The 19,887-nt window shown below is 61.2% G+C and carries 25 protein-coding genes and 1 tRNA gene; 10 read left to right on the forward strand and 16 right to left on the reverse strand.

The annotated features are described in order from the left end of the window. Nucleotides 1-23: 23 nt before the first annotated feature. The 5 genes from V7D69_RS12660 to V7D69_RS12680 form a co-directional block, all read right to left on the reverse strand. Nucleotides 24-263: a transposase gene (locus V7D69_RS12660; RefSeq protein WP_333605967.1), complete on the reverse strand. Its 240-nt coding sequence runs from the start codon at nucleotides 261-263 to the stop codon at nucleotides 24-26. Nucleotides 264-444: 181 nt separating this feature from the next. Next, on the reverse strand, nucleotides 445-633 hold the full coding sequence (locus V7D69_RS12665; protein WP_333605968.1) for a hypothetical protein: 189 nt from the start codon (nucleotides 631-633) through the stop codon (nucleotides 445-447). A gap of 472 nt (nucleotides 634-1,105) precedes the next feature. Then, nucleotides 1,106-1,561 carry a hypothetical protein gene (locus V7D69_RS12670; protein WP_333605969.1) on the reverse strand — a complete coding sequence of 152 codons (456 nt, stop codon included), beginning with the start codon at nucleotides 1,559-1,561 and terminating at the stop codon, nucleotides 1,106-1,108. Next, the gene (locus V7D69_RS12675; RefSeq protein WP_333605970.1) at nucleotides 1,558-2,133 is read right to left on the reverse strand and encodes a hypothetical protein; all 576 of its coding nucleotides are present in this window, start codon (nucleotides 2,131-2,133) and stop codon (nucleotides 1,558-1,560) included. The genes V7D69_RS12670 and V7D69_RS12675 overlap by 4 nt, the downstream gene beginning before the upstream one ends. Before the next feature lies 1 nt (nucleotide 2,134). Continuing rightward, nucleotides 2,135-2,434, reverse strand: a complete 300-nt coding sequence (locus V7D69_RS12680) for a hypothetical protein (protein ID WP_333605971.1) — start codon at nucleotides 2,432-2,434, stop codon at nucleotides 2,135-2,137. A gap of 297 nt (nucleotides 2,435-2,731) precedes the next feature. On the opposite strand from V7D69_RS12680, the gene V7D69_RS12685 reads away from it, so the two are divergent. The 4 genes from V7D69_RS12685 (at nucleotide 2,732) to V7D69_RS12700 (ending at nucleotide 5,308) form a co-directional block, all read left to right on the forward strand. Beyond that, nucleotides 2,732-2,944: a hypothetical protein gene (locus V7D69_RS12685; protein ID WP_333605972.1), complete on the forward strand. Its 213-nt coding sequence runs from the start codon at nucleotides 2,732-2,734 to the stop codon at nucleotides 2,942-2,944. A 208-nt stretch (nucleotides 2,945-3,152) separates the two neighbouring features. Then, nucleotides 3,153-4,058, forward strand: coding sequence for a helix-turn-helix domain-containing protein (locus V7D69_RS12690; RefSeq protein WP_333605973.1), 906 nt, complete (start codon nucleotides 3,153-3,155; stop codon nucleotides 4,056-4,058). Beyond that, the gene (locus V7D69_RS12695) at nucleotides 4,042-4,446 is read left to right on the forward strand and encodes a hypothetical protein (protein ID WP_333605974.1); all 405 of its coding nucleotides are present in this window, start codon (nucleotides 4,042-4,044) and stop codon (nucleotides 4,444-4,446) included. The genes V7D69_RS12690 and V7D69_RS12695 overlap by 17 nt, the downstream gene beginning before the upstream one ends. Before the next feature lie 79 nt (nucleotides 4,447-4,525). Further along, nucleotides 4,526-5,308 (forward strand): type I restriction enzyme HsdR N-terminal domain-containing protein, encoded by a 783-nt coding sequence (locus V7D69_RS12700; RefSeq protein ID WP_333605975.1) that lies wholly within the window; start codon nucleotides 4,526-4,528, stop codon nucleotides 5,306-5,308. A 21-nt stretch (nucleotides 5,309-5,329) separates the two neighbouring features. Here the strand turns inward: V7D69_RS12700 and V7D69_RS12705 are convergent, their stop codons facing one another. The 6 genes from V7D69_RS12705 to V7D69_RS12730 form a co-directional block, all read right to left on the reverse strand. Next, nucleotides 5,330-6,097 (reverse strand): hypothetical protein, encoded by a 768-nt coding sequence (locus V7D69_RS12705; protein WP_333605976.1) that lies wholly within the window; start codon nucleotides 6,095-6,097, stop codon nucleotides 5,330-5,332. 305 nt (nucleotides 6,098-6,402) lie between these two features. Then, complete coding sequence (locus V7D69_RS12710; RefSeq protein WP_333605977.1) at nucleotides 6,403-8,271, reverse strand: phage tail tape measure protein; 1,869 nt, start codon at nucleotides 8,269-8,271, stop codon at nucleotides 6,403-6,405. 2 nt (nucleotides 8,272-8,273) lie between these two features. Next, complete coding sequence (locus V7D69_RS12715) at nucleotides 8,274-8,687, reverse strand: HK97-gp10 family putative phage morphogenesis protein (protein ID WP_333605978.1); 414 nt, start codon at nucleotides 8,685-8,687, stop codon at nucleotides 8,274-8,276. Nucleotides 8,688-8,797: 110 nt separating this feature from the next. Beyond that, complete coding sequence (locus tag V7D69_RS12720) at nucleotides 8,798-9,223, reverse strand: hypothetical protein (RefSeq protein ID WP_333605979.1); 426 nt, start codon at nucleotides 9,221-9,223, stop codon at nucleotides 8,798-8,800. Between the two features lie 11 nt (nucleotides 9,224-9,234). Beyond that, nucleotides 9,235-10,092 (reverse strand): hypothetical protein, encoded by an 858-nt coding sequence (locus V7D69_RS12725; protein WP_333605980.1) that lies wholly within the window; start codon nucleotides 10,090-10,092, stop codon nucleotides 9,235-9,237. Nucleotides 10,093-10,103: 11 nt separating this feature from the next. After that, nucleotides 10,104-10,844 (reverse strand): DUF2213 domain-containing protein, encoded by a 741-nt coding sequence (locus V7D69_RS12730; protein ID WP_333605981.1) that lies wholly within the window; start codon nucleotides 10,842-10,844, stop codon nucleotides 10,104-10,106. A gap of 128 nt (nucleotides 10,845-10,972) precedes the next feature. Between V7D69_RS12730 and V7D69_RS12735 the strand changes: the two genes are divergently transcribed. Continuing rightward, nucleotides 10,973-11,506, forward strand: a complete 534-nt coding sequence (locus V7D69_RS12735; RefSeq protein ID WP_333605982.1) for a hypothetical protein — start codon at nucleotides 10,973-10,975, stop codon at nucleotides 11,504-11,506. 35 nt (nucleotides 11,507-11,541) lie between these two features. Here the strand turns inward: V7D69_RS12735 and V7D69_RS12740 are convergent, their stop codons facing one another. The 4 genes from V7D69_RS12740 to V7D69_RS12750 form a co-directional block, all read right to left on the reverse strand. Then, nucleotides 11,542-11,826, reverse strand: coding sequence for a hypothetical protein (locus V7D69_RS12740; RefSeq protein ID WP_333605983.1), 285 nt, complete (start codon nucleotides 11,824-11,826; stop codon nucleotides 11,542-11,544). Between the two features lie 316 nt (nucleotides 11,827-12,142). Then, entirely contained in the window at nucleotides 12,143-12,508 is a 366-nt protein-coding gene (locus tag V7D69_RS16215; protein WP_442947059.1) for an HGGxSTG domain-containing protein, read from the reverse strand. A 397-nt stretch (nucleotides 12,509-12,905) separates the two neighbouring features. Beyond that, nucleotides 12,906-13,655 carry a YdaU family protein gene (locus V7D69_RS12745; RefSeq protein WP_333605984.1) on the reverse strand — a complete coding sequence of 250 codons (750 nt, stop codon included), beginning with the start codon at nucleotides 13,653-13,655 and terminating at the stop codon, nucleotides 12,906-12,908. Beyond that, nucleotides 13,652-14,932, reverse strand: coding sequence for a replicative DNA helicase (locus tag V7D69_RS12750; protein ID WP_333605985.1), 1,281 nt, complete (start codon nucleotides 14,930-14,932; stop codon nucleotides 13,652-13,654). Before V7D69_RS12750 ends, V7D69_RS12745 begins: the two co-directional genes overlap by 4 nt. A 13-nt stretch (nucleotides 14,933-14,945) precedes the next feature. Between V7D69_RS12750 and V7D69_RS12755 the strand changes: the two genes are divergently transcribed. Beyond that, on the forward strand, nucleotides 14,946-15,347 hold the full coding sequence (locus V7D69_RS12755; protein WP_333605986.1) for a tyrosine-type recombinase/integrase: 402 nt from the start codon (nucleotides 14,946-14,948) through the stop codon (nucleotides 15,345-15,347). 5 nt (nucleotides 15,348-15,352) lie between these two features. On the opposite strand, the gene V7D69_RS12760 is transcribed toward V7D69_RS12755, so the two are convergent. Continuing rightward, nucleotides 15,353-15,426: transfer RNA gene (locus tag V7D69_RS12760), tRNA-Cys, on the reverse strand. Nucleotides 15,427-15,616: 190 nt separating this feature from the next. On the opposite strand from V7D69_RS12760, the gene V7D69_RS12765 reads away from it, so the two are divergent. The 4 genes from V7D69_RS12765 to V7D69_RS12780 all read left to right on the forward strand — a co-directional run. After that, nucleotides 15,617-16,249 carry a protein-L-isoaspartate O-methyltransferase family protein gene (locus V7D69_RS12765; protein ID WP_333605987.1) on the forward strand — a complete coding sequence of 211 codons (633 nt, stop codon included), beginning with the start codon at nucleotides 15,617-15,619 and terminating at the stop codon, nucleotides 16,247-16,249. Nucleotides 16,250-16,265: 16 nt separating this feature from the next. Further along, a complete protein-coding gene (locus V7D69_RS12770) occupies nucleotides 16,266-17,753 on the forward strand; it encodes a TolC family outer membrane protein (RefSeq protein WP_333605988.1) in 1,488 nt (495 codons plus the stop codon). An 18-nt stretch (nucleotides 17,754-17,771) separates the two neighbouring features. Next, nucleotides 17,772-18,260, forward strand: coding sequence for a DUF2497 domain-containing protein (locus V7D69_RS12775; RefSeq protein WP_333605989.1), 489 nt, complete (start codon nucleotides 17,772-17,774; stop codon nucleotides 18,258-18,260). Nucleotides 18,261-18,491: 231 nt separating this feature from the next. Next, the coding region (locus tag V7D69_RS12780) for a S9 family peptidase (protein ID WP_442947060.1) at nucleotides 18,492-19,887 on the forward strand (1,396 nt) is incomplete at its 3' end.

Raw genomic sequence — 19,887 nt, forward strand, 5'->3', positions numbered from 1 at the left:
CCTAGAGTTGGTCTGATTTTGATTTACGGATATACTGGGCCTTTGATGTCGTTTTGGCACTCGTCTGGGCTGAAGTTGGCGAGGAGGGTTCCGATGCGTCGCCAGATGGCTTCGAGGGTGCGCTCGTTGGCTTTTCGCAGCAGGCGTTTGAGCTTGGCGAACATTTTTTCGATGGGGTTCAGGTCTGGCGAGTAGGGCGGCAGGAAGAAGAACTTGATGCCCGCCCTTGTCGCCGCTCGCTTCAACCCGGACATCAAAGCCAAATATCGACAACTCTAAATTCGCGACTGAATGATGTGCCACGCCTTCAGGCGGTCAGCGAGGGACATCGGCGCAATGGCGCGCAGGCTTTGAACAACTTTGCATGGATGAGCCTCGCGCAGCCGCGGCGATGTGCAGAGAGGGTGTTTGCCGGAACCGTGTCGCCGATTGCCTCCGAATCGCTCAGCAAAGCGGCGGAATGAAGATCGGCACGGCGCTCGACTCCGTCGAACCTTCTTTGGCGACGGGGTGGTATGGAGCGCTTGGCGCGAAGTTTTCGATGATCTTCAACAGCCACTCGATGAAAGCCATAAGTACCCCTCCGCGATCCTTGCCACATTTCTTGGCTTTAGGTGGCGTGCTGGCGGCCATTCTAAACGCGGCGGGAGCATAGACAAGGGCAATCTTCTGGGGAAGATCAATGTCGTTTGAGCGCGCGCTTCCCGCTTGGCTCCTTCAAGGCGCTATCGGGCTTGACGTTGGGATAGGGGGGCGAGGGTTTCCGGCTATCGGTTCGTCTGTTCACCCACAGGCCTTTCCGCACCATGCGGTGGCCTCTTTGCTCATTCTGAAAAAATGGGCGGCCTTCATGGAAACCGACAGAAGCTTGGAGGCCCGAGCCGGAATCGAACCGGCGTGCACGGATTTGCAGTCCCTGTTTGTAACTTTCCGGCAAATTCCGATGGTGCCTGAAACGTCGGAAAAACAGGCGTTTCCGAGCCTGAATGAGAGAACGAACATACCCGAAACGCCCGTGTAATTCCGGGAAAGATTACACAGGAATTGCACTGCGGCGAATCGGGTGGATGGGGGGAAGCCCCAGCGCGAGGCCGGGGCTCCACTGTCACGCCGCCTTCTTCAGAGCCGCACGGAAGTCCGGCTCAAGGATTCCTATGATCTTACCGTGAGTGATGTCCCGCAGATAATCGTCGTAATAGGGGCCATCCGCCCAGCGTATCGCTTCGCCGACATAGTGACCGGCTAGGCTCATCATCCGCTGCGGTGCTGGTGCGCCGACGAACCAGAGCGACTCATCTCGCATGACGCCGTTCTTGCCGTAGCGGCCCGCGCGCAGATCCATCTGAACGATCTGCCATTTGCGGTCGAAGGACGATTTCCACGTGATGGCGAATAGCTCGCCCTCCGCCGGGTCACGGTCTTCAGGGTCGATTACCACAAACTCGCCGGGCCGAACGTGGGGCAGGGACGTGCTGTCTGGCACTTCGAAAGCGATGCATCCAGCAGGCAGTTCATCATAGACGATGAAGGAGCGGAGGCCGGGTTGAGTTGCGTCAGTCACGCCACTGCCTCCCCATTGATCGAGGCGAGAAGCGGACGGATATCTCCACTACTGACTCCGCCGAGATTGAGGATTAATCGAAGCTTGTGGGCGATGATGTCCGGGTCACGGGAGGGGTAGGCGATTATTGCACGGACAGAGTCATAGTGAGCGTCGCATGCGACATCATATCGTTCATCAACACCATCCAAGCCCATCTCTAGGCGGAGCCTCTCGTCGAGAGTGGCCTGCTCAGTGCGCCGCCGCTCGCAGTCGGCGTTATAATCACGGATGCCTGCCTCAGTGCGTGCGTCTCCCTGTTCGTGTGTCGGGCGAGCCTGGATGAACCGCCAAGGCTGGCCGGCGTCCCGCTCAAGTTCTTCTAATGCAGCTTTCCGCATGTCGTAGAAGCGATCATAAGCCTCTTCGTTCGCATCAGCTTCCATGGCGAAAGCATCAGACGTCTGGCGCTCGGCAGCAAGGAGTGCGAGCCATTGATGATCTCGCACAGCCGGCGAAACAGCGATCGCAGGCGCGGCGATAGCGATGGGGGCGAGAGCAAAGCTCGCGAGAAATGTACGACGATCAGTCATCTCACGCCCTCCCTGCTTCAATGCGGCGGTCCCAGTCCCTCATAACCTTGCGGCACACGGCCAGCACTTGAGCTGGGCCATTCGGGTGGGCCTCCAGTTCTTGCTGGAGTGCAAGGCGTACCGCGGGGTCGCGGTCATCTGAATAGAATGCGACCAGTTCTTTCGTCGCATAGTGCTGGTGAACGGATCCGACCTGGCGGAACCAGCGTTGGCGCCAATCTTCGGCCCATTTGGTAGCGCGCGCATTTCGTGCAGCATGGTAGCGCAGGGCAGGAAGCCCCGTTATAGCGATGTTAGCCATGATCGTCTCCTTGGGACGGTTGCTGGTTAAGGCCGGGGAGGGAGGTAGGATGCCCTCTCCAGCCTGTACTCGTGTAATTACATGCACTATTGACCCGCGTCAATCATGTAATTACACGATTGGCATGGTACAGGAAAAAACCCAGCCCTTCCAAATGCGCGCGTCGCCTGAGTGGCTGGCGATGATTGACGACTGGCGTCGGAAGCAGCCGGATATCCCCTCGCGGGCTGAAGCCATTCGACGCCTGGTGGAGAAGGGGCTTAAACCTGGCACTGGCAAGCCTGAGGGCTGGCGGCCATGAAGGACATGCGGGCCGTCCGCTTCAATGAGAAAATCAAGCGGCTGTCGACATTAGTGGGCAACGGCGGTCTGGCGCTTTTAATTGCCGGAGCGACCCGTTGGTACGCGCTCGGCTTGGACCTTTCGGCGGGCGTGTGGATTTTATTAGCAGCTGCCATTATATGGGTGGCGATGCAGCTCAACGAGTTGCTTGATTCGGAGGACCAGTGAAATGACTGTTTCAGACTTGGCCCCCGCGATCGGCGGCATCCTGCTAGCAGGCGGGGCGTATGTTTATGCCCTTTATTTGCGCCGCAAGCTGCACGCTGAGCAAAAGGCGAATCCCTCCGCCCGGATTTGATCGTTCACAATCCTGTCGTCATAGTGATGGCGGAACAATGAGATTGTTCTGATACCATCCGCAGGATAGCACTCTCACGTGCCTACGCCTCTCGCAGCTTTCCGCAAACGCTTCCTTCTCTCCGTCGAGGATCTCGCGGAGCGGATCGGCGTCCCCGAAACGCAGGTCAAAAAGTGGGAGCGTCGTTGGGAGGATATCCCGCCAGAAAACCTGCGAGATATAGCCGTCATCTACGGCGTCAGCGTCAGTTCGATCCTGGGCGAGGAGTGCCCAGTCGAAGAATGGGGCAAATACCCTTTCGCGATCAGCGAGGCAGAGCCACTCTATGGCACACTGCGGCTAACCTTTTCGGAAGGAAAAGAGGCCGACTTTCCGGTCAGCCAAAAGGCGCGTGAATCGATCCTGACCCAGCTAGGAGAGCGGTGTTTCACAATGTCCTCCAGCACGCCTGGCACCGAGCCTTGGCTGCAATTTTGGACCATGGACGATCGCATGGTGCTCGCGCGATTGTCGCACGTGAAGGAAATCGCGCTACTCAGCGACGATGAGCGTCAGGCGCCTTACCATGCACACCCGGAGGTTTATCGCTGGCTGGGTAAGCTCTGGTATGGCGAGGAAGAGGAAGAGCAGCCAGTCGGTCCGGCGCTACGCGGGGCACTTGGTCGGCACTATGCCGAGCTGGGCGGGAGAACGGTTGCCCAACAGCAAGCAACTCACGCGCTTCTCGTCTTCACCGATGGCCGCGAACTGGCGGTATCGTGCAATATGCCAAACGAGGCGTCGGCGTTTTTCGCTCTCGATCTCTCAAGCGAGTCGATCCCGAATTGCGCGTTCCTCCAGATCGAGGACAACTACGATTATCACGAAGCCTACTTCGTGAACATCGACGCGCTCCGACTCATCAGCGTTCCGGCAGAGGCCTATCTTCGAAACACCGGGCCAGACGCAGAAGCGGAAGCCGGTGCGAATGATGATGACGATTGAGCCGCCGAAGCTGAGCAGGGCAAGCCGGCAAATCGCGATCACCATCGCATTTGTGCTGGGGGTATCTTGCAGCAGCCAAGAAAGCGAACTGATCGAGCGGGCCAAGGCCGCGACTGCAAAGGGCCTCAAAGACCCATACTCCGCCAAATTCGAGGATGTTCAGTTATGCCCGACCAAGGGCATGATTACCGGTTCGATCAACGGCAAGAACAGCTACGGCGCATATAGCGGCGCCGTGCCGTTCGTCTATGAAGACGGTCGCGTGTTCATGTCGGGCAATGGTGCCGGCGGCGAACTGCTCGATGCAATAGATCGCTGTTACGGCAATAAACCGGGTACTTCTCGGCGAGAGGTCGAGGGCTTCGGCGGCGTGAACGTGGCGGATTGAAGCGCTATAATTATTAGCTGTTGCTCAACCAATCCAAGGCGATAGCTTCCTCTCGATCAAGTTGGGGAAAGAATCGGGCATGAGCACCAATATCAAGATTCCGAAGCGCGCTCAGGATCGCATCGTCGCGGGACTGAAGCAGTATCAGAAGATTGTCGGAAAGCTACGTGAGCGGGACATCTCCGAGGCTGATACTGTGACGGTCGTGAAGGATATGCTCACCGATGTCTTCGGCTATGACAAATATGCCGAACTGACGAGCGAGCAGCAAATCCGGGGAACTTTCTGTGATCTAGCGGTGAAAGTCGAAGGTAAGCTGTATTACCTTGCTGAGGTGAAGGCTGCTGGGATCAACCTTAATAACACGCATCTACGCCAGGCAATCAACTATGGCGCTCATCAGGGCATCGAGTGGATTATCCTGACCAATGCTATTGAATGGCGGATTTATCGGATAAAATTTGGCCAGCCGATTGACTATGAGGAGGTATTCTCCCTGGACATCTGTAAGCTCTCCACGCGTTCGCAGGATGACATCGCCAAGGTGTTTCTGCTCTGCCGCGAGAATGTATCCACCGATGCCCTCACTGCGTTCCACCAGCAAGCCCAGATTGTAAATCGATTCGTTGTGGCCGATTTGCTCCGTGGCGCCGCTGTTGCCGCGACGGTCCGCAAGGAATTGCGTCGACTCTTTGACGTGAAGGTCACAGATGAGGAAATTGCGCTCTTGATCGGTACAGAGGTTTTGAAACGGGACGTTGTGGACGGCGATCCACCGGCAGCAGCTTCCGCCATGGTCAAGAAGGCCGAAAAGGCATTGGAGCGGAAGCGGGTCAAAGCTGCAGCGATAGCAGCCGAATGAGGCGCGAAGGCCACTGAGGCGTTAGTTCGGTGCCAGCCTCAGCGTCGGCACCGGCCTCAATTTTTCCCTTCGCCAAGCCCGCAGCCGGTCGCGCCAGCCCAGCCTATCCCCCTTGGTAAGATCGATAGGGCAGCCGACGCGATCAGGCCAAGTTTTCAGCGTGATGTGTGAGATACCGGCGCCGTCAACGCGGGTCAGGACAGCTTGCCCGCCGACCGCTGGCGCGCTGAAACCCAAGCTCAGATCGAAATCGTCTTCCCGCTGGGCCTCGAGCAATCGCCCGCCATCGGCCATAGGGTTCCAGCATTCCGGATCGCAAAAGTCAGCATCGGCGAGTGCCGGGTGCTTGTCCTCATCGAAGCCCGTCAGATATTTCTTGGTTGGCACCAGCGAATATGGGCGAGCGCGGAACGCCATCGTGTTGTTCCCTATCCCCCAGCCGTAGGCGCGGCGCCCGGCGCGGTCAAAGGCGGCGATCACCGCGGCGCATGATCCTCCGCCGCCTTCCGTCAGCGATTCCGCTTCGGCCGCCCTGAATGCCTCGGGCATGGCGGCCAGGAACTCGCGCAGGGTCGAGGCGCGGATCGCCTCAAGGTGGGGACGCATGTGACGCAGAAAGAGGCGTCCGCTGGTGGCGACGGCAGCATATGCGCCCTCCCCAATGACAATGCCATGCACCTTGGGACCGAATGCCGTTATTGCCCCGCTCGCCACATCAAAATATGCAGTGTCAGTCAGTAGGAAGGCGGTTTTTGCACGCTCTTGCACGATGAGGTTCATGGCGGTCATATAGCTTCTCCCGTCCATTCTGCCGGCTCGAACAGCCTGCTCCCCGGCTTGGGCGGTTTCAACGGCACTGAAGCTGTGTCGGGCTTGCCGACGCTTGGTCCCAAGCCCAGCAGGCCGCCGACGCTTTGAACCGCGGAAAGGGCCAGCCCCACCGTCAGGGACGAATAGATGGTGGTGCCAACCGCGCCTAATGTGCTGACAAGCGCGCCGCTGATCGCTTGGCCGACACCGGGGATGACGTTGACGGCTACCGCAGCGCCGATGGTTAGGATCGCTCCAAGGGTCTTGCCGATTTTCGCCTCCTGTCACACGCCGTCGCGCTGATATTGCGCAATCCGGGAAGGAATGTTCTTGTTCACGGTCGCCATGCCGGTGCCGACCATCTGCGCCGCGCTTTGATTGGCTTTCGCAAGGATCATCTGCGCGAACTGGTCGTTCATGACCGCACCGCGCGCGTCGACGCTGATGTGCTGCACGACGGTCGATCCTCTGCCCGATGCTTTCAATGCCTTGCTGCCGACGCTGAGAGTTTCGCCGCGGCTGACGTTTGCGATCTGCCGGCCGTTGAGGCTGAGGACATTCGTGTCCGTGCCACCCCGGCCGCCAATCTGCATCGACCCGCCCGAGGCGAAACCCAGCACAGATGTCACGGCCGATCCAAGAATGCTTCCAAAGCTGCCGCCTCCACCTCCGCCGAGCTGGGACATGGTGAGGCGCGCCAGCGTCTCTGCGATAATGCGGAAGCCAATCTGCTTGAAATCCTTCCAGATGGCATCGGTGCCACCCCGGAACAGATCTTCATATAGCGTGGAAAGGGTGCGGATCTGGGCTTCCTGCTTGTGGCGGAAATCGTCAGCAATGCGATCATTCGCTTCCTGCCGCAGTTCCAGCTCCTGATTGATCTGCTTCTGCACATTGGAGCCGTCGAAGTCCCCGGCATTGAAGCCAACGTCGATCCACCGTTGCTCCTGATTCTTCCATGCAGCCTCCGCGACCGCCTTTGCCTGGTCAACACCGGCCTGCATCCTGAAGCTGAGGGCATCGGCTTGGCTGATCTGCCCCTTCTTCTCCGCCAGATTGATGTCATCGAAGATCTTGCCATATTCTCGGACAGCGGCGCGAGCCGGGTCATATTTCGGGAGGATGCGATCGAGGGCGGCTTCCAATTCGCGCTGCGCTGCTGCCAGCTCCCGGACCTTCTTCGCCGCTTCACGCTTGGCGTCGCCGTCCTTCTTGGTGGCCTTTTCGGATTTGTTGGCCGCCTCAACCTCGCGATCGCGGGTCCGATTCAGGCCCTCCAGCTGCGAACGATATTCTGCAGGCGTAATCGTCCCCGCCTCGAAGCGCTGATTGAGCCTGCCCAGTGCGCGGTCATAGCGACCCGTCGCCGCCGTGGCCCTATCGGTCGCTTCCGCTGCCTGGCGCTGAAGCATGGGGATGCCAGCACGGCGGACATTCTCGCCCTGCGTGGCAATCTCGCGGTTCTGTTCGGCGATGGCGCTGGTGAGCCGCTTGATCTCACGTTCCTGCGTTGCGCCGGCCGTGATGCCGAAATTGACGCCGCCCTCAGGGTCGCCCTGAGCGTTGGCCTGCTTGTCAGCGGTTTCAAGTCGGGCGCGAGCGGCCTCCAGCAACGCAACCGTCGCCTTGCGCGAATTCTGCGCCTTCACCAGCAGCGCGCCAGCCTCATTGTAATGCTGCTGCTCGGCCTGCTGCGAGGTCTGGATCGCGCCCTTAGTGGCCTGTTCCATGTCGCGGATCGCGTCCGCCAGACTCTTGGCCGACTTCTCATGCTTCTGCGAGGCCTCGTCGTCGGCAAGCAGGGAGGCCGTCAGCGTACCAACGACAGACGCGGCGGCGAGTAGCGCCGCGCCCCACGGCCCGGAGAAGAACGAAGCAACTGCCCCGGCCTTGCCGCCCAAATCAGACATGGCATCCGCGAGCTGGGGCGCCTGCTGGGCAACAACCGTGAATAGCGATTGGCCACCGCCTAACTGCGCGCCGACATCAGCAAACTGACGGCCCATCTGCCGACCTGCATAGGCGGCGCGCTCAGTTCCCTTCTGGATCGTGTCGGTGGCACGAACGGTTGCAGACGCCGCGCTCTGCATCCTCGCTTCATAGTCGCCGGTATCGGCACGAAGGCGGACGACGACTTCATCGGCGGTGGCCATCCCTATTTCTCCATCTCACGACTGACGGCGAGCGACACCAGCTTGGCAACCTTGCCCTTGGTCCTAGCGGCGGCCGGGCGCATGAAGGGGCGCTCGGCCATCTTGCTCGTCCCGAATTCTAGCGCGGCCGAATATGGCGCCGTGGATTTGACATCGACGGCGAGCGGATCGTCCTTCGCCTGCTCCACAATGATTCCATCGTGAAGAAAATGAGTGTCGTTATTTGGCGGGTCGCCGGGTTTGGAAGGAACGTGTTTTTTCCCCGATATGCTGCCCGCCATGATTGACGCCTTCGCATCCTCTTGGAGAATGCCACCGCCGACATACAGGGCGCCGCGCACCGCCTCTTTCATCTGCGGCGATGCCATCTTCTGGAACCGGCGAAGCACCTGGTCGGCGCCTTTCACGTCAGACATGGTGGTCACTCCGGTGGGGAATGGTTCGTACCCAAGTTAGATCGGGCCGAATTGCGGTATCATTGGTGCCATTGCTGGCGGACATCACCTCCGCCAAGAGAGGGGGACGATCAGCCATTGGCCTCATCCATGCCGACGAGCGACACATACAGAATCGCCGAGGCGAGATCCCATAGCTCCTGAAGCGGGCGATTCGGCGGCGCGTTCTCCTCCACCAACTCACGCGCCTTCGCCGGATCGCAGCCGCCTCCGATCAGCGCCAGGCGCACGACGTTGCAGATGTTTGCCATGGAGGCGCCAGAACGGAAGGGATTGCCCAGCGAACCGCCCTCCGCCTCCACGCGGCCCGATATGATGTTGGAGAACAGTTCGAAGATCGGCATCGGCTTCAAGCCGAAGAAGCGGGGCACGCCGCCGGCGACGAGGCCGCCATTCATCGGCATGCCCGTCTCGATCTCAAAGATCTGGTCCGGCGTGAGTTCGAACCGATAGACGGCGTCGCCGAATTGCTGTTCTAGGTGTGTGGCTTTGCGCATCGTCGCCTCCCTCAGCTCAGAAACGCCGCGCCGGCAGGCATGCCGATCGACACGTTGGCGGCGGCGGGTTCGACGGTGCAGCCCGTCTTGCGAGCGGCAGCGACTCCCTCATCGGTCATGCGACCAATGATCGGCGTGTCACGAACGGAGTTAGGGCCATTCTTGATTAGCAGCGGAATCACGTCGCGGTTGCCATGTGGCGGCGTCACGATGTAGCGCTTCCATCGCGCCTCTTCATCACGCATCGCCAGAAGGTTCTTCTGGTGCTGCTCCATATGCAGGCTGGGATTGAAGGTGCTCGGCTTCGGCCATGCGAAATCCCGACCTGTGAAGGAAGGCAGCTTGGTTTCCGTCAGCCGACGCACGGGCACCGAGCCATCCATGAAATTACCAGCGCAACCACGCGCGATGGCCTCCGCATTGCCTTCATAGATCCGCAGACCCTTCAGTTTCTCCTCATTGGCCTGGACAGCCGAAAGAAGCTCTATGACCTGGCCCTCGATGACGGGCCATTCGGTGCGAAGGCGATCAACCAGCATATCGCGCTCCGCGATCGCGGCTTCGCGCGCTGCCTTTTCGGCGTTCTGTTGTTCGCTCGCCCGTTTGGCGGTCAATTTGGCCGACAATTCATCGAGCGCGGCCGACATGGCGAGGCTGTTCCGCTTCGCGCGCTCGGCAGTCTTTGCCGCTTCGTCCCGGTCCTCTTCACTCAGTTCGAACCGGATGGAGTCGGCGGTGGCCTGAGTGACGATGCCCGCGAAGCGGTCACGCTCGGCGGTAACGTCGGCAATCAGGGCTTCAAGGTCGGTGATGGTGACGCGATCCGTCGACCGGGCGCTTGCGATGCGCTCGTTGAGAGGCTTTGCCATGTGGTTTCTCCTTAGCGGTAGCGGGCGGCCAGGATGGCGTCGCGGTTGGCCTTGCCCGCCTGAACGGTGGCGTCATTCTGCCATGCCTTGCGGGGGTCGCTGGCAATTGCGGCCATCTCGGCGGCGGCGCGGGCATCAATGGCGACTTTCTGACTGTCGCCCAGTCGGTACTTGCCAAATGCAGCGTCACGGACGGATTGGGTGCTGCTGTTGTCGTGCGCCATGCTGTCTCCGATGCGACACTCGCTGCCTGCGCGCCCGGCTAGCACCTGGGCTATGTGATTTCCACGAATCCGCGTCTGCTTGGCCTGGAACCGCGTGCCATCGGGCGCGACGCCATCTTCCCACACCAGATCGCACGAATAGCCGGCGGACAGTTCACGCGCCCGGCCGCTGTCATAGGCGGCAACGGCAGAGGCGTCCGCGAGCTTCAGCGGGATTTCGATGAACGCGCCATCTCGCGCGACGCGGCCCTCAGTGAAGCCAACGCTGACCGACTTCCAGTTGGCAGCGGTGACACATTCGCTCGGGTGGTCGAGGGTGATCGCTTTGTGCGCGAAGCTCGCCATCGCGTCGGCGGAGAAAACCTCATCCTCTGGGCGATAGACGGTCACGCTGGGGAGATCGGGGCGGCCGACTTCGGCGCCAGTGTAGGTGTAGCATCCGCTGCGGGCGAATTTAGCAACGGCGGCGATCCGGCCGTCTGCCAGGCGGCGCACCTTCTCAAGCGGTGCGCGGTCGTGAAATGTCATCGGCATAGTGCCTTGCTCCATGGCCCCAGAAAACGAGGGCGGCGCTGCCGGCACAATGCCGGGCAGGAGCGAGATTGCGCGTTGGCGGAGTGCGGTTATACGGACGCCAGCAACGATTGAGGGGCGAGATGGACCAAGCAGAAATTCATGCGATCATCGAGGAAGCCATGCGCCTTCGCGGATGGATTGCGAACTCTTATGCCCAAATCGAATTTCTCCTTGGCGACCTGATTGGCCGATGCAGGGAATTCCCCGAGTATGCGCCGCATGCCCAGACCGTCACACATAGCGCCACCAGACGAATTAAGAAGGTTCGCGCGATGCTGGCGCTGGGCGGTCCCCTGGAGCCCTTTGCGGCAGACCTCGGTTCGTTGATGGATGCGTTCGAACAAAATGACGAGATCAGAAACTTAATGGCGCATGGCTTCTGCACATTCCACTACACGCCCACAGGTGATGCGGGACTCATGTTTCGAAAATTCGATCGCGATGCCGCAAACGTTGCCGATGATGATTTTGCGTTGATCCAGCGCACCTTCCGCTTGATCGATCTTCAGTATCATCGGGAGCAATTCGTCGCGCAGGCGGATGAGGCTCTTCGGCTGTTCGGAGCAATTCATTATGCTTTCGGATGGTCCGACTTGGATCCAGTCGAGATGTGACGTTGGCGGATACCTAGTCCGCCATCATTGCTCAATCAGCCGCGCAAATGCGCCAATGTTCTGGCGACGGTCATCATATCCCCACTTCCATCCCAGCCCTTGCGCTTGGCACGGTCGACCAGTTGCGGGCCTGTCAGTCGGGTGCAGCCGAAATAGAAATCTCCCTGGCCGGTTGCGGAGATGGCCCAATTTCCGCCCTCAGGCGAGCGCATGAAAGCGATGGCTGCCAGAACATTGCGGCTTGGTGGGGGCGGTGGAGCTGGCGCGGCAGGTGCCACCTTGGGCTGCGCCGCGAGGGTGCGGGCCTTGAGGAATTCCATGCGGTGCTCCCGTAGTCGCTCGCCACCGCATTCTTTCAGCCAGCGCTTGTTAACTGCGGTGCGCGCGCCAAACTCCAGCTCGACACCGCGCCATCCATCGCGGATGAACACCTCAGCAAAATTTGACGGGGGAGGTTTGAGCCGAAGCCCAGGGTGAGAACGGCGCCAGTCCATGCCAGCAAATTGGCCAGCAGGAACATCGCGTTATACGGACGCGAGCCTGTTCCGTGGCGGTCCCTGTAAAACGACCTGAGCGGAACCCCACCAATGCGCGCGCACGCCTGCGCGATGTACGCAGAAAATCTCCGCTCAAAGGTTAGCTTTTATCATCCTCACATGGGGTTCCGATGCTCTCCCATCGTTTAAGGAGATTTGCTCGCGCCTGGTGCTGCCCCTCGATCGTCTTGGGTCCGGTGCTCATCCCTCCGTGGAATTTGCAGCGCCCGTTCATCATCAGATCGGTTCGCTTGCACGGCTGTCCGCTCCTCGTCTTGGCGCCGCATGCAAGGCCGCGCAGCTGGCTCGGGAACGCAGGGAAGCAAGGGTACTGGCCGGGGTGCTTTCCTGGGCTACCGCTGTCGATGTAGCGCTGCTGGGCGGCGCGGTACTTTCGCGAGATCCGGTTGCACTCCTCATGATAGGCGCGCCACAATTTCCGCAATTCAGGCGTCGATGTTGTCATGTGGCTTCCATCGTTTCTCTGCTGATCCGTCGTGTCCCCAATTTCGTCTCCCCCCTGTCAACCTTCCCGGCCTGAAAAGGCGCGGAAACGCGGGGTGCGTGCGGCGGCCAGTTAGTTGACGGCTTGTGGCATTCCATCAAGCTCCATCAAGCAATCATCAGGCAGCCATAAGGGAGGCCGTCATGCGTCTGTCAGGAATCCGTCAAGCCTAGGTCAAGCTAAATCGGTCTAAAAACCGCAGGAAACAGCCATTTTTCTCCGTTGTATCGCCTTGACGGATTCGTGACGGCTATCATGACGGGGGACGCCATTTTGCTTGATGACATGCCGTACGATCCCGCCGACTACCCCCTCATTTTTCGTCATCTCGATCCTCTCTGTCGATGGCACGCGTCATTCATCCCGCATTGATGCTTTCGGCCATTTTCAAGGCTGCTGTGAGTTCGGGGCTTCGGGCTGCGGCGACACGACTGCGGATGGCATCGCGGACAGCACCGTCGAACCATCGCAGGGAGTGAGGATTGCTGGACGTGGCAGCCAGCTTGTCGCTCACGGTCTTTCGGATCGTGTCCGGGTCGGCACCGGCATCAATCCAGTCTTGCACCAAGGCGATGACAGCCCTGTGCCTGTCGAAGTTTTTCAGCGGGTCAGGCGGCGCGATTCCTATCGCCTGGCTGAGTTCAATCATCAGACCAGCCGCATCATTTTCTCTCGCGCGCGCATTAGCTGCTTTAGCAGCTATGTTAGGTGGAGGTGGAGGGGCATTGCGGCCGGATATACGTTCGCATCCACCAAGTTCTTTGTTTTCAATGCCTTGCTTCTTCCAACGTGAATTTGCGGCCTCAGAATTTGTCTTCCTTTTTTTCTCCACGAACGCACGTTCTTTGCTCAACCGCTTCTGCGTCCAGCCATTTTCGCCGAGCGTCCAAAAGCCCATCACCACACCCCGGATCTTCGACCAGCGATTGGCTGTGATACCGAGCATGCGGGCGATGCGCGCGTCATCATCAGGCAGGGCGCAGTTGGGCGAGCGCCATGCAATCATGAGCAGTTGGAGATAGGCGCCATGCTCCTCCAAGCTGAGATGCCGGGTGTCGGCCAAATATGCATCGCCGAATAAGGGTATGGCTGGCGCTGTATCGCTCACTCGGCCAAGTCCCTTATGCACTGGTGCATGCCTGAAAACCGCGCTCGCACTGTGCCCTCAACGCCGTTGCGGCGCTTCGCGACTATCAGATCTATTTGCCCTTCCACCCTCTCAAGCGCTGAGGCCAGCGTGTGGTAGTCAGCGTGGCTCTCGTCCGGCAGCGCCTTGCGCAGGTAGTATTCCTTCCGAAAGAGAAACACGACGGCATCAGCATCCTGCTCGATCTGGCCGCTGTCACGGAGATCGGAGAGCATCGGGCGTTTGTCCTCTCGCTTCTCGACTTCGCGCGACAGCTGAGCCAGCGCCAGCACACCTACATCGTGGGTCTTGGCGATGGCCTTCAGTCCGCGCGATACCTCCGACACGGCCTCGTAGGGGCCGCAGCGATAGTCCGGACGCAATAGCTGGAGATAGTCGACAACGACCAGTTCGAGCTTTTGCCCGGCGGCATCCATGCGGCGCTTGTACCGGCGCACGATCATGTTGAGGCGGCCGATCGTCAGAGAGCCGGCATCAACGAAATGGAGCGGCATATCCCGGAAGATTCTCGCCGCTCGATATACTTGGCGCTTATCCTCATCGTCTCGAAATTTGCCATCGCGGATCGCGTCGTATGGGACGCCCCAGCGCCCATCAAAGCACACATCGGCGGTCGCTCGCTGCATTAGCTTCTCGCTCGCCATCTCCAGCGTGACGAAAAGCACTCCGTGCCCGTTAGACGCCGCCCCGATGGAATAGGAGAGGCCGAATACGGTTTTGCCCATACCAGGGCGGCCGGCGGCGACGACAAGCTGGTGCTTATGGATCGGGCCAAGCTGGCGATCGACCGAACTGATGCGTCCGCAGGTTATTCCATCCGTGGGAGAGTCATAGTCGGCCAGCATGCTATCAAAGGCCTTGGCGGCGCTGATCTGCCGCACGCCATCGTCATGATCTCCCATGGCTGCGAGCGCCGCGTCGGCAACCGCGATCACCTCTTCGTTCGTCGCGTCCATGCTGGCGGCGAGGGCGGCGGCTTCGGTCAAGCCGCTAATCAGCGCGCGACGGCGCGACATGTCGATGACCTGCTGCACGCTGGTTTCGAGTGCGAGCATGGCTAGGCCATTGCCGGTCAGCTGGGCGAGGTAGCCCACGCCGCCAAGCTCTTTCAGCGCCGGATCTTCATCCAGATAGGGCTTGAGCGTGACCGGGTTCGCGGCACGGCCCAGAGAGGCCTCGCGCACGATGACGGAATAGATGCGGCCGAACAGGGCCTCGGAGAAATCTTCGGCGGACAAACGGCAGCGTGAGATGGAGGATGATCCAGACGGCTGGGTCTTTCCCAACCTGATCCTGAAGCAGGCAAAGTCACCCCATCGGACCAACATGGGACGGCCTTTCCAGCGCGCAGTCGTCAGGGCGGGCTTGGACCCGGACAAGGTGACGCCGCACGTCATGCGGCACACAGCGATCACGCGCCTGGTGAAGGCCAAGGTCGATCTACCGACGATTCAGAAGATCAGCGGCCACAAGACGCTCGCGATGGTCCTTCGCTACACGCATGTGTACGGCGAGCACATCGACTCCGCCATAGAGGCGCTGAACACCGATTTTCTGGACGCAGTTACACCGGAGTTACACACGCCGCTTGAGGCGGGGGCTGGCAAGAAGGGGAAAATTATTCCAATAAAGCGAGAAAAATCAGTCGCTTAAGCCGCTGGAGGCCCGAGCCGGAATCGAACCGGCGTGCACGGATTTGCAGTCCGCTGCGTCACCACTCCGCCATCGGGCCTCGCCAAGTGGGACGCCGCAAATGTGAGGCTTTTGGTGCAAAGTCAAGCAGCGCAGTGGCGGGCGGCCCCAAGATTCTCGTTGATCGGCGCGGAAAGCCGCTTGGCGTGGCTCGCCGCCTGATTTAGAGGTCCGATTATATCAGTGCTGTATTGCTATCCCAATACAGTTATGCCAATCGAGGTAATGTCGTGACCGAGCAGAATTTCTCATCGATGCGGGCCGCCATGGTCGAAAGCCAGCTTCGCACCAGCGATGTGGATGACCAGCGCGTGATCGCCGCGATGGCTCGTGTGCCGCGCGAGGATTTCGTGCCGGCCGAGCGGCGCGCGATGACCTATGTCGACCGTCCCATTCCGCTGCCGAACGGCCGCGCGCTCAACGCGCCGCTCGTCACCGGGCGGCTGCTCAGGGAAGCGCAGGTGGAGCAGGGCGACCGCGTGCTGCTGATCGGCGCTGCCACCGGCTACAGCGCCGCGCTGCTTTCCGCGCTGGGCGCGCAGGTGACGGCGGTCGAGGAAGACGGCGGGCCGGAGCTTGCCGGCTTTGGCGGCACTCTGGTTCGCGGCGCGCTCAAGGACGGTGCTGCCGCTGGTGCGCCTTATGATCTACTGTTTATCGACGGCGCGGTGGAGGAAGTGCCCGCCGCGCTCGTTCAGCAGCTTGCCGATGGCGCGCGCGTGGTGACGGGAATCGTCGATCGCGGCGTCACGCGTCTGTGCAGCGGGCGCGTTGTGGGCGGGGTGCTGGGTCTTGCGAGCCTCACCGATATCGAAATGGTTGTTTTGCCCGGATTTGCTATACCAGAGCGTTTCGTCTTCTAACCAGACCGGGGGGGTCATGACGGCAAGACATGTATTCGTAGGGCGGTCCGTCGCCGCGGTTTTGCTGCTCATGACCTCGGCTCTGGCGGGCATGGCCCGCGCGGAGACGCTGCAGGGCGCGCTGGCCAAGGCCTATCGCGCCAATCCCACGCTTACCGGCGCCCGCGCGCAGCAGCGCGCCACCGATGAAAATGTGTCGATCCGCAAGGCGGACGGCCGGCCCGCGCTGGACACCGCGGCAAGCTATTCCGAAAGCGTCCTGAAACCCACGATCAGCTTCACCTCGCCGCAGCGCACCGCCAGCGCCAATGCCCAGCTGAGCGTGCCGATCTATGCCGGTGGGGCCGTTCGCAACGGGGTCAAGGCGGCGAAAATCCGCGTCGAAGCCGGCCGGGCCGACCTGCGCGCCACCGAAGCCTCGGTCTTCTCCCGGGTAGTCGCCGCCTATATGGACGTCATCCGCGACAGTGCGATCGTTTCGTTCAACATGGCCAATGTGAATGCATTGGAGGTCAATCTGCAGGCCAGCAACGACCGGTTCGAAGTGGGCGACCTGACCCGAACCGACGTCGCGCAGTCCGAGTCGCGGCTGGCGCTTGCCCGCTCGGACCTGCAGACGGCCGAAGCCAATCTCATCACCAGCCGGGAAAATTTCATTGCGCTGGTCGGTTCTCCACCCGACGATCTGCAGCCGCCGCCCGCGCTGCCAGGGCTGCCGGCCTCGCCGGAAACCGCGGTACAGGTGGCGCTGGCCGACAATCCGGATATTCTCGCGTCGAAGAAGGTGCGGGAAGCCGCGCGCTACGACGTTCGCGTTGCGAAGGCCGGGCCGTTGCCGAAACTGTCTGCTTTTTCAACGGGTGCCTACACCAATTTCCTCAATACGCAGGAATATTTCGACCGCCTTGGCAATCCCACGTCTGGCGCGCAGGTGAACAAGCAAGCGGCAGCCGGCGTTCAACTGACCCTTCCCCTCTATCAGGGCGGCCGTCCCGCCGCGCAGGTGCGCCAGAGCCAGGCGGTCGAAGCCCAGGCGATGGAGCAGGAAATCGAGGTAGAACGCGGGGTTATCGCCCAGACCCGCTCCGCCTATGCCAGCTGGCAGGCGTCGCTGCAGAGCATCCAGTCGAACCAGAAGGCGGTCGAAGCGGCCGATCTTTCGCTGGAAGGGGTGCGCGCGGAAAATTCGGTGGGTAGTCGTACCATCCTCGACATATTGAATGCCGAGCAGGAGACGCTGAACGCCAAGGTCCAGCTCGTCTCCGCGCGGCGCAATGCCTATGTCGCCGGTTTCAGCCTGCTCGCCGCCATGGGCCATGCCGAAGCCGACGATCTCAACTTCGAAACCGGCGCCCTTTACGACCCCGTGGTTAATTATGACCGGGTGAAGGGCAAGTGGTTCGATTGGGATTTCGACCCCGCGCCGACCCCGCAAGCGACGCGAACCGTTGACACGCCGGTACAAAATGCCAATGTGCCAGCTGGTTTGGCGCAGCAACCATAGGGTTAACAGGGGGTATTCATGGGCGACATGAGCAAGGAACCCTCGATGGAGGACATCCTCTCATCCATCAAGCGGATCATCGCGGAGGAGGGTGAGGAGGCTGCGCAGACGGTGTCGCGCCGCGGCCGATCCGATACCGCGTCGAAATCCGCCGCAGAAGCCGAAGCATCCGCTGCGGATCCGGCAGTCGAGGAAGTGCTGGAACTGACCGACGAGGTTGGAGCGGAGGAGCCGATGCCTGCCCACAAGACGTCCCGTGCTTCCCGCAGCGACCCGCCGCAGGAGCCCGCCTCCATCCTGTCGGTCGAAAGCGAGATCGCCGCGCGCCATTCGCTGTCGGCGCTGTCGTCCATGCTGGTGACGCCCAAGGACGGCGAGGATAACACGCTCGAAGGCCTGGTGCGGGGCATGCTCAAGCCCATGCTCAAGGACTGGCTCGACGCGCGCCTGCCCGCGCTGGTCGAGGACATGGTCGCCAAGGAAATCGCCCGCATCACCGGGCGCTGAACAGCTCAGCCACGGTCTGCGTCCCGGCACGCCCTATTCCCGTCAGCCCCCCCTGCGCGGGTCTGACGAGAAGAAAGTCGTTGTTTCTTTATTACGCTCCACTGTTTTATTCTTGCGAGCCCTCGATCCGCTGCCTACACCCTGCGGCATAGCTGTCGCGCCGCCTTGCGCCCGTCATGCGGGCGTGGAACGCGTCTGATCCAAGGGTGTCCATCGATGAAATATTTCCACATGGGCTTTGCTGCCCTGGCCCTGTCCGCATCCCTTCCCGCGCTGGCGCGCCCCTTCACGGCCAGCGACATGGTGGGCCTTGACCGTATTTCGGCGCCGGCCGTTTCGCCAGACGGCAAGTGGCTCGCCTATCAGGTGCGCACCACCGATCTGGTGGGCAATCGCGGCCGCACCGACCTGTATCTGCTCGAGCTCGACAAGGCCGCAGCGCAGCCGCGCCTGATCGCGTCGAGCCCCGATCATAATGAAAGCGCCCCGGCCTTTTCGCCCGATGGTGCAAGCCTTTATTATCTGTCCAACGCGAGCGGCGACGACCAGCTTTGGCGCGTGCCCGCCGCCGGCGGTGACGCGACGCAGGTGACGAAGGCGCCCGGCGGAATCTCCGGCTTCCTGCTCAGCCCCGGCGGAGAGAAGGTTGCGCTCTGGGCCGACCGGCCGGTCGGGGCGAAGACGCTTGACGATGCAAAGTCCGCCGCTCCGCCGAGCGCGGGCACCGGCCGCGTCTATGACCAGCTGTTCGTCCGCCATTGGGACAGTTGGGCCGACGGCCAGCGCTCGCAGATCTTCGTGATGCCGCTCGGTGGCGGCAAGGCCGTTTCGGTGATGGGCCAGCTGGTCGGCGACAGCCCGTCGAAGCCCTTCGGCGGCGCGGAGGAAATCGCCTGGAGCCGCGACGGCCGCACTCTGTTCTTTGCCCTGCGCGAGGCGGGGCGGATCGAAGCGCTGTCGACCAATCTCGACATTTTCTCCGTCGCGGCCGACGGCAGCGCAGCGCCCGTCAACCTCACCGACGCCAATGACGCCACCGACACGCTGCCCGCTGTCTCGCCCGATGGCCAATGGCTCGCTTATGCCGCGATGAAGCGACCGGGCTATGAGAGCGACCGGCTGGTGCTGATGCTGCGGAACATCGCCACCGGACAGGTGCGGGCGCTGACCGAGGGCTGGGATCGCTCGGTCGGGTCGATCGCCTGGGCGGCGGATGGCAAGAGCCTGCTCGTCACTGCGGACGATGTGCTGGATCATCCCGTCTTCCGCGTGGACGCCGCCTCCGGCAAGGTGACGCGCCTCACCCAGGCGGGCCATGTCGCCAGCGTCACACCGCTGCCCGCCGGCGGCTTCGTCTATGCGCTCGACAGCATCCAGGCGCCCGCCGACTTCTGGAAGATGCCCGCGAAAGGCAAGGCGGTGCGCCTCACCGGCGTCAATAGGGACAAGCTCGCCGGCGTCGACGATGTGTCGGTCCAGCGCTTCAGCTTCAGGGGCGCGAACGGCGACACGGTCTGGGGCCAGATCGTGAAACCCAAGGGCGCCTCGGGCAAGCTGCCCGTCGCCTATCTGGTCCATGGCGGGCCGCAGGGCAGCTTCAACGACAGCTGGTCCTATCGCTGGAATC

This window comes from Novosphingobium sp. (genome assembly GCF_036733805.1).
Taxonomy (GTDB): Bacteria; Pseudomonadota; Alphaproteobacteria; order Sphingomonadales; family Sphingomonadaceae; genus Novosphingobium.

Coding starts and splice junctions, on each gene's coding strand:
- V7D69_RS12710 (WP_333605977.1), bottom strand. CDS start 8,271: ATGGCCACCGCCGATGAAGTCGTCGTCCGCCTTCGTGCCGATACCGGC.
- V7D69_RS12735 (WP_333605982.1), top strand. CDS start 10,973: ATGGACCAAGCAGAAATTCATGCGATCATCGAGGAAGCCATGCGCCTT.
- V7D69_RS12700 (WP_333605975.1), top strand. CDS start 4,526: ATGAGCACCAATATCAAGATTCCGAAGCGCGCTCAGGATCGCATCGTC.
- V7D69_RS12725 (WP_333605980.1), bottom strand. CDS start 10,092: ATGGCAAAGCCTCTCAACGAGCGCATCGCAAGCGCCCGGTCGACGGAT.
- V7D69_RS12680 (WP_333605971.1), bottom strand. CDS start 2,434: ATGGCTAACATCGCTATAACGGGGCTTCCTGCCCTGCGCTACCATGCT.
- V7D69_RS12705 (WP_333605976.1), bottom strand. CDS start 6,097: ATGACCGCCATGAACCTCATCGTGCAAGAGCGTGCAAAAACCGCCTTC.
- V7D69_RS12755 (WP_333605986.1), top strand. CDS start 14,946: ATGGAGGATGATCCAGACGGCTGGGTCTTTCCCAACCTGATCCTGAAG.
- V7D69_RS12770 (WP_333605988.1), top strand. CDS start 16,266: ATGACGGCAAGACATGTATTCGTAGGGCGGTCCGTCGCCGCGGTTTTG.
- V7D69_RS12675 (WP_333605970.1), bottom strand. CDS start 2,133: ATGACTGATCGTCGTACATTTCTCGCGAGCTTTGCTCTCGCCCCCATC.
- V7D69_RS12740 (WP_333605983.1), bottom strand. CDS start 11,826: ATGGAATTCCTCAAGGCCCGCACCCTCGCGGCGCAGCCCAAGGTGGCA.
- V7D69_RS12695 (WP_333605974.1), top strand. CDS start 4,042: ATGATGATGACGATTGAGCCGCCGAAGCTGAGCAGGGCAAGCCGGCAA.
- V7D69_RS16215 (WP_442947059.1), bottom strand. CDS start 12,508: ATGACAACATCGACGCCTGAATTGCGGAAATTGTGGCGCGCCTATCAT.
- V7D69_RS12685 (WP_333605972.1), top strand. CDS start 2,732: ATGAAGGACATGCGGGCCGTCCGCTTCAATGAGAAAATCAAGCGGCTG.
- V7D69_RS12775 (WP_333605989.1), top strand. CDS start 17,772: ATGGGCGACATGAGCAAGGAACCCTCGATGGAGGACATCCTCTCATCC.
- V7D69_RS12665 (WP_333605968.1), bottom strand. CDS start 633: ATGGCCGCCAGCACGCCACCTAAAGCCAAGAAATGTGGCAAGGATCGC.
- V7D69_RS12715 (WP_333605978.1), bottom strand. CDS start 8,687: ATGTCTGACGTGAAAGGCGCCGACCAGGTGCTTCGCCGGTTCCAGAAG.
- V7D69_RS12730 (WP_333605981.1), bottom strand. CDS start 10,844: ATGACATTTCACGACCGCGCACCGCTTGAGAAGGTGCGCCGCCTGGCA.
- V7D69_RS12720 (WP_333605979.1), bottom strand. CDS start 9,223: ATGCGCAAAGCCACACACCTAGAACAGCAATTCGGCGACGCCGTCTAT.